We start from the raw sequence: 6,081 nt of genomic DNA, 5'->3' as shown, positions 1-6,081 counted from the left end.
CGGAGATGTGTATAAGTGGCCGGGTGGGCCCGCCACCACGCCCGGATCACCGGGGGCCGGGTCCGGATCCGCCAGCGCCGGAGCGGCGCTCAAGACCAGTGCCAAACCCATGACCGAAGCCAATCCGGCTGCGTTCAGGGCGGCCCAAAGCCTCCCTCGCGTCCAGCCCGACATATGCATCCCTCCACGCTCGAGTTCCTGACACAGTGTGGCATAGGGCGCACTCCAGCTAACGTATTCCGGGGTGCCCGGCGCCCCGTTCCGACCGCATTTGCGCCGTTGAGCTGGCCAGCTATGAATCGCGTGAGCTTGTCGGCGCAACGTCGAGTGCGTGGCGGTTGGCCGCCGCACCGACCAGCGCGGCGGCCATCAAACCGGCCGAGGCGACCAGCATCAGGACAATGCTGCGCTCGTACAGCAGGCCGCCGGCCAGCGCGCCCGCCATGATGCCCACCTGAAACGCCGTCACGTACAGGCCCGACGCCCCGTCGGGATCGTCGGCCCCACTGCGCATCGCCGCGGACTGCATCATCGGCGACACGGCGGTCGCCATCGCCCCCCAGAGCACGATCGCGGCGGTCCCGATCAGGGCTGCCGCCGCGGCGGGCCGCCCGCCCAGCGCCAGCGCGGTCAGCACGACGAACGCGGCCGTCAAGCCGGTCATGCAGCCGATGATCGCCCCTTTGGGCCGCCGGTCGAGCGGCCGCGCCACCAGGCCCACGGCGACCACCCCGGCGGCGCCATAGGCGGCCAGCACCCACGCGAGGTTGGGCCCGCGCACGCCGACAACTTCGCGGATGATCTCCACGATGTAGGTGTACGAGACGAAATGCCCGGTCACGCCGACCATGGTGATGATGCTGACGATGATCAGCCGGCGGTTGCGGTGGTGGCGGGCCCGGGGCCCCACGCACTTGAGCTGGTCCGCGGTCAGCACCATCTCCGGCAGCATCACTCGGGCGGCCACCGTGACGATGGCGGCGGCCACGGTCACGCACACGACCGCCAGGCGCCAACCCCACATCAGGCTCATGGCCGCGGTCAGCGGGCTCCCGACGACCAGCGCGAGGCTGGTCCCGATGTAGATCGACATCGTCGCGCGGCCGGCGTGGCTGGGCGGCACCAGCCGGGTCGCGATCGGCGCGATGACCGACCAGAGCAGGCCGTGGGTGACGGCGCAGAGCACGCGACCGGCGGCCAGCACCGCGAAGGTGGGCGCCAGCGCGGAGATCACCTGGGAGACGGTCAGGCAGGTCAGGCTGAGCACCAGCACCCGGCGCCGCGGCAGGTGCGCGGTCCAGCGCACCAGCGGGATCGTCGTCAGGGCCGCCACCAGGGCGTACCACGACAGCAGGGTGCCCACCAGCACCAGGCTGACGTGCAGGTTGCGGGCGATGGCCGGCAACGCGCCGACGGGCAGGATTTCGGCAGTGACATAGATGAACGCCGCCGCGGCCAGCACAACGAGTTGGGCGGCGATCCGTGGGGTCCACGTTCGCGCGGCAGCATTGGGTTCGGCAGTCATGGCGTCGGTATCGGCCGGGCTACCCAGGTCCTGGGTTGTCGCGCCTAATGCGATCACACTGCCTTAGCGTACGGACCGCAACTACGGCTCCCCCCTTGTCAGGGCCGGAGTTCGGGTCTCAACTCGATCACCAATCAGGAACGAACCAGGCGCGCGATGGCGGCGGAGGCTTCGGCGAGCTTGTGATCCGCATCGTCGCCGCCCTCGGCCACGGCCCGGGTGACGCAGTGGTTGAGGTGCTCGTCAAGCAGGTTCAGTGCGACGGAACGCAGCGCGCTGTTCACGGCGCTGATCTGGGTGAGGACGTCGATGCAGTACTTGTCTTCCTCGATCATCCGGGCGATGCCTCGCACCTGACCCTCGATGCGCCGCAGCCGCTTGGCGTAGTTGTCCTTCTGCTGCGAATATCCGTGCGCGTTCGTCATCGCCTGCCTCACCTCTGCCACTTCGCGCCCGTCGGCGCCACGAACCCACTTTATACCCCGCCCGGGTATGACCCGCGGATTTGCCGTCCGGCCAGTTCACGCATACTTGCAGGATGGCCACAACACGCGATGCGACTGGAGTCACCGACATCAAACCGCGCAGTCGTGACGTAACCGACGGCCTGGAGAAGGCCGCCGCCCGCGGCATGCTGCGGGCGGTCGGCATGGGTGACGAGGACTTCGCCAAGCCGCAGATCGGGGTGGCGTCGTCGTGGAACGAGATCACCCCGTGCAACCTCTCGCTTGACCGGCTCGCCAAGGCGGTCAAGGAAGGCGTGTTCGCGGCCGGCGGCTACCCGCTCGAGTTCGGGACGATCTCGGTTTCCGACGGCATCTCGATGGGCCACGAGGGGATGCACTTCTCGCTGGTGTCGCGCGAGGTGATCGCGGACAGCGTCGAGACCGTGATGCAGGCCGAGCGCCTCGACGGGTCGGTGCTCCTGGCCGGCTGCGACAAGTCGCTGCCCGGGATGCTGATGGCCGCCGCGCGCCTGGATCTGGCGGCGGTGTTCCTGTATGCGGGCTCCATCCTGCCCGGACGAGCGAAGCTGTCCGACGGCACGGAACGCGAGGTCACCATCATCGACGCGTTCGAGGCCGTGGGCGCGTGCGCCCGCGGCTTGATGTCCCGGGAGGACGTCGATGCGATCGAGCGCGCGATCTGTCCCAGCGAGGGCGCGTGCGGCGGCATGTACACCGCCAACACGATGGCCAGCGCCGCGGAGGCCCTCGGCATGTCGCTGCCCGGCAGCGCGGCGCCGCCGGCCACCGATTACCGCCGCGACGGGTTCGCCCGCCGCAGCGGCCAGGCCGTCGTGGAGTTGTTGCGTCGCGGCATCACCGCCCGCGACATCCTCACCAAGGAGGCCTTCGAAAACGCCATCGCGGTGGTGATGGCATTCGGCGGGTCGACCAACGCCGTGCTGCACCTGCTGGCGATCGCGCACGAGGCCGACGTCGAGCTGTCGCTCGACGACTTCAGCCGGATCGGTTCCAAGGTTCCGCACCTGGCCGACGTCAAACCGTTCGGCCGCCACGTCATGTCGCACGTCGACCAGATCGGCGGTGTGCCGGTGGCGATGAAGGCGCTGCTGGACGCCGGTCTGCTGCATGGGGACTGCCTGACGGTGACGGGCCGGACCCTTGCCGAGAACCTGGCCGCGATCGACCCGCCCGACCCGGACGGCAAGGTGCTGCGGGCCCTGGACAATCCCATCCATCCGACCGGCGGCATCACGATCCTGCGCGGGTCGCTGGCGCCCGAGGGCGCGGTGGTCAAGTCGGCCGGTTTCGACTCGCAGGTGTTCGAGGGCACGGCAAGGGTTTTCGACGGCGAGCGCGCCGCGCTGGACGCCCTCGAGGACGGGACGATCACCAAGGGCGACGCCGTGGTGATCCGCTACGAGGGCCCCAAGGGTGGGCCCGGGATGCGGGAAATGCTCGCGATCACCGGCGCGATCAAGGGCGCCGGACTGGGTAAGGACGTGCTGCTGCTGACCGACGGCCGCTTCTCCGGCGGGACGACCGGCCTGTGCGTGGGCCACATCGCCCCCGAGGCGGTCGACGCCGGGCCCATCGCCTTCCTGCGCGACGGCGATCCGATCCGCCTGGACGTTGCCAACCAGGTCCTCGACGTCCTCGTCGATCCGGCCGAATTCGATTCCCGGCGAGAGGGTTTCACCCCTCCCCCGCCGCGCTACCAGACCGGCGTACTGGCCAAGTACGTCAAGCTGGTGAGCTCCGCGGCCATCGGCGCGGTCTGCGGTTAGGTCCGATCGCCGCTTCGCTCAACGGGTTTGGAATTATGCGCGGGTCGCCGCCTCGCGCGTGCGCCTGCCGAAGTACGTGGCGTTGAGGCCCAGCAGCGTCAGCAACGCACCGGCAACGATGTTCGACCACATCATGCCGGCGGTAAGCGCGACGTCCGGCAGAATCCACAGCGAGACGATGGCCCACACGCCGAGCACCGGCATCGTCCAAGTCATGCCGTGGGCTCGGTCGAGCGCCGTGGCGAACCCGTACGCCAAGAACGCCGCCGCGATTCCGGCAACCAGGTTGGACGTGGCGAGCGATCCCGTCGCGCTGAAACCCACCATCCACGGTGACGCGGCCACGTACAGGCCGGTCAGCAACGCCAGTCCGAAGGTGACGTGCGCACTCATCGACTCAGCGACGCGGTCATAGCTCGCGCGCAGAGCCAACAAATCCGGGTGGTGATCGATTGATGAATGGACTGTACTCATTTTGTGACCTTTCTGTTATGCAGCAAGCCCGTTGTGTGACAAGCACTGTGGGCTGTCTGCACCCATCCATCTGCCGTCAAGATTACGCTCGATCGCGGTGCGCCAGCAACGAAATCAAGCCCGCCATAAGCGGGATTGACCGCCCGCGTAGCGTCGTAGGACATGGACATCGTGGACCGGCTGCGCCTGGATGTTCCGGTCGCGCAGGCGGGCATGGGCGGTGGCCTGGCGGGCGGGGCGCTGGCGGCCGCGGTCGCCCAGGCGGGCGGCCTCGGCACCCTGGGCCTGGCCACCCCGCGCCAGCTCCGGGCGGCCATCGATCAGGTGCGCCAGGGGGCGCCGGGCCGCGCTATCGCGGTGAACTTGTTGATGCCCTTCGTGCATCGCTCGCACGTCGCGGTCTGCGTCGATGCCGGTGTTGACGCCGTCGTGCTGGCGTTCGGTGAAAAGCGGGGACTCGTGCAGCACCTTCGCGATGCCGGCATCTTCGTCTTCGTGATGGTCGGTACCGCGGCACAGGCAAGCACCGCTATCGGTTGGGGCGCCGACGGTTTGATCGCCCAGGGCCGCGAGGCCGGTGGCCACCTCGTCGGCACCATGCCGGCACTGCAGTTCCTGCCGCAGGCGCTGGCCGCGGCCGGCACTCGCCCGGTGTTTCTCGCGGGCGGTATCGCCACCGGCGCCGACAGCCGGGCCGCCCTGGCGGCGGGCGCCAGCGGCGTTGTCGCCGGAACGCGATTCCTGATGACGCACGAGGCCAACGCCAACCGGGAGTATCAGCGGCGAGTAGCCCAGGCGGACAAGACGATCGAAACGAACTTGTTCGGCCTGAGCTGGCCGCTGCGGCATCGCGTCGTGCCCAACGCCGCGACGCGGCGCTGGTGCCGCGACGACGGCTGGGCGAAGACTTTGCCGGCGTCCATCAACGCGGCGAGCCGCTCGATGGCCGCGCTGGGCTACTTCGACGCCGGCGCATTGATGCGCCTGCAGTCGGCGGGCCGCCCGCTGTTCACGCCGCTCGCACCGCTCGCCGAGATGCCCGATGCGTGGGTGGACCGGGCGGCGCTGTACGCCGGTGAAACCGCGCTGCGCATCGGCGAACTCACCTCCGCCGCCCAGGCGGTCGCCGACCTCAGCCCGCGCTGATCGACGCTAGCGCACCAACGCGAGCGCGAAGCCATCCCAGCGCTTGGCTCCCACCGTTTGGATCACCGCCGTGTCGAGTCGCGGGTGCTCACCCATCAGCTCCAACGTCTCGCGCACGGCCCGCGCCTGGGCGTTGTCCTGCGGTTCCAGGACCTGCCCTTCTCGAACGACGTTGTCCGCCACAATGAGTCCGCCGGGACGGGTTAGCCGGACAGCCCACTGAAGGTACGCGACATAGTTCTCTTTGTCGGCGTCGATGAACACCAGATCGAACGGGTCACCGTTCAATGTCGGCAGCGTGTCCAGCGCGGCGCCCACGATCACCTCCACCCGGTCGGCGAGCCCCGCCCGCTCCAGGTTGGCCCGTGCGACCTCGGCGTGCCTGGGCTCGTATTCCAGCGTCACCACCCGGCCCTGCGGGCCGGCACCGCGGGCCAGCCAGATGGTGCTGAAGCCGCCCAGCGTGCCGAGCTCGAGGATGCGGTGTGCCTGGATAGCCCCGGCCAACAGGCTCAGAAACTTGCCCTGCTGGGCCGACACGGCGATCTGCGGTAGCCCGGCGGCGTCGCTGGCTTCCACCGCCGCGCTCAGGGCCGGATCGTCGCCAACCACGGTGTTGTCCAGAAAAGCGTCGACGTCTTGCGGGGTCGGTTTCTCAATCATCAGCCAACGCTAGCCCGAG

General features: G+C 69.2%; 6 protein-coding genes. 2 read left to right on the top strand and 4 right to left on the bottom strand.

Features of this window, described 5'->3' with window-relative positions:
* Positions 1-292: 292 nt before the first annotated feature.
* Both A5750_RS17515 and A5750_RS17510 read right to left on the bottom strand, forming a co-directional pair.
* The gene (locus tag A5750_RS17515; RefSeq protein ID WP_066951828.1) at positions 293-1,525 is read right to left on the bottom strand and encodes an MFS transporter; all 1,233 of its coding nucleotides are present in this window, start codon (positions 1,523-1,525) and stop codon (positions 293-295) included.
* A 134-nt stretch (positions 1,526-1,659) separates the two neighbouring features.
* Positions 1,660-1,950 carry a metal-sensitive transcriptional regulator gene (locus A5750_RS17510; protein ID WP_066951830.1) on the bottom strand — a complete coding sequence of 97 codons (291 nt, stop codon included), beginning with the start codon at positions 1,948-1,950 and terminating at the stop codon, positions 1,660-1,662.
* Positions 1,951-2,063: 113 nt separating this feature from the next.
* On the opposite strand from A5750_RS17510, the gene ilvD reads away from it, so the two are divergent.
* Positions 2,064-3,779 (top strand): dihydroxy-acid dehydratase, encoded by a 1,716-nt coding sequence (gene ilvD / locus A5750_RS17505; protein WP_066951832.1) that lies wholly within the window; start codon positions 2,064-2,066, stop codon positions 3,777-3,779.
* 33 nt (positions 3,780-3,812) lie between these two features.
* Here ilvD and A5750_RS17500 read toward each other — a convergent pair whose 3' ends face one another.
* On the bottom strand, positions 3,813-4,253 hold the full coding sequence (locus tag A5750_RS17500) for an SPW repeat protein (RefSeq protein WP_066951833.1): 441 nt from the start codon (positions 4,251-4,253) through the stop codon (positions 3,813-3,815).
* Between the two features lie 162 nt (positions 4,254-4,415).
* Between A5750_RS17500 and A5750_RS17495 the strand changes: the two genes are divergently transcribed.
* A complete protein-coding gene (locus A5750_RS17495; protein WP_066951835.1) occupies positions 4,416-5,399 on the top strand; it encodes a nitronate monooxygenase family protein in 984 nt (327 codons plus the stop codon).
* Positions 5,400-5,405: 6 nt separating this feature from the next.
* Here the strand turns inward: A5750_RS17495 and A5750_RS17490 are convergent, their stop codons facing one another.
* Positions 5,406-6,062, bottom strand: a complete 657-nt coding sequence (locus tag A5750_RS17490) for an O-methyltransferase (RefSeq protein ID WP_066951838.1) — start codon at positions 6,060-6,062, stop codon at positions 5,406-5,408.
* Positions 6,063-6,081 lie beyond the last annotated feature (19 nt).

This window comes from Mycobacterium sp. 852002-51613_SCH5001154 (genome assembly GCF_001667425.1).
In the GTDB taxonomy this organism is placed as follows: domain Bacteria; phylum Actinomycetota; class Actinomycetes; order Mycobacteriales; family Mycobacteriaceae; genus Mycobacterium.
This window is presented reverse-complemented; position numbering and strand designations above follow the sequence as displayed.

Coding starts and splice junctions, on each gene's coding strand:
- A5750_RS17515 (WP_066951828.1), bottom strand. CDS start 1,525: ATGACTGCCGAACCCAATGCTGCCGCGCGAACGTGGACCCCACGGATC.
- A5750_RS17510 (WP_066951830.1), bottom strand. CDS start 1,950: ATGACGAACGCGCACGGATATTCGCAGCAGAAGGACAACTACGCCAAG.
- ilvD (WP_066951832.1), top strand. CDS start 2,064: ATGGCCACAACACGCGATGCGACTGGAGTCACCGACATCAAACCGCGC.
- A5750_RS17500 (WP_066951833.1), bottom strand. CDS start 4,253: ATGAGTACAGTCCATTCATCAATCGATCACCACCCGGATTTGTTGGCT.
- A5750_RS17495 (WP_066951835.1), top strand. CDS start 4,416: ATGGACATCGTGGACCGGCTGCGCCTGGATGTTCCGGTCGCGCAGGCG.
- A5750_RS17490 (WP_066951838.1), bottom strand. CDS start 6,062: ATGATTGAGAAACCGACCCCGCAAGACGTCGACGCTTTTCTGGACAAC.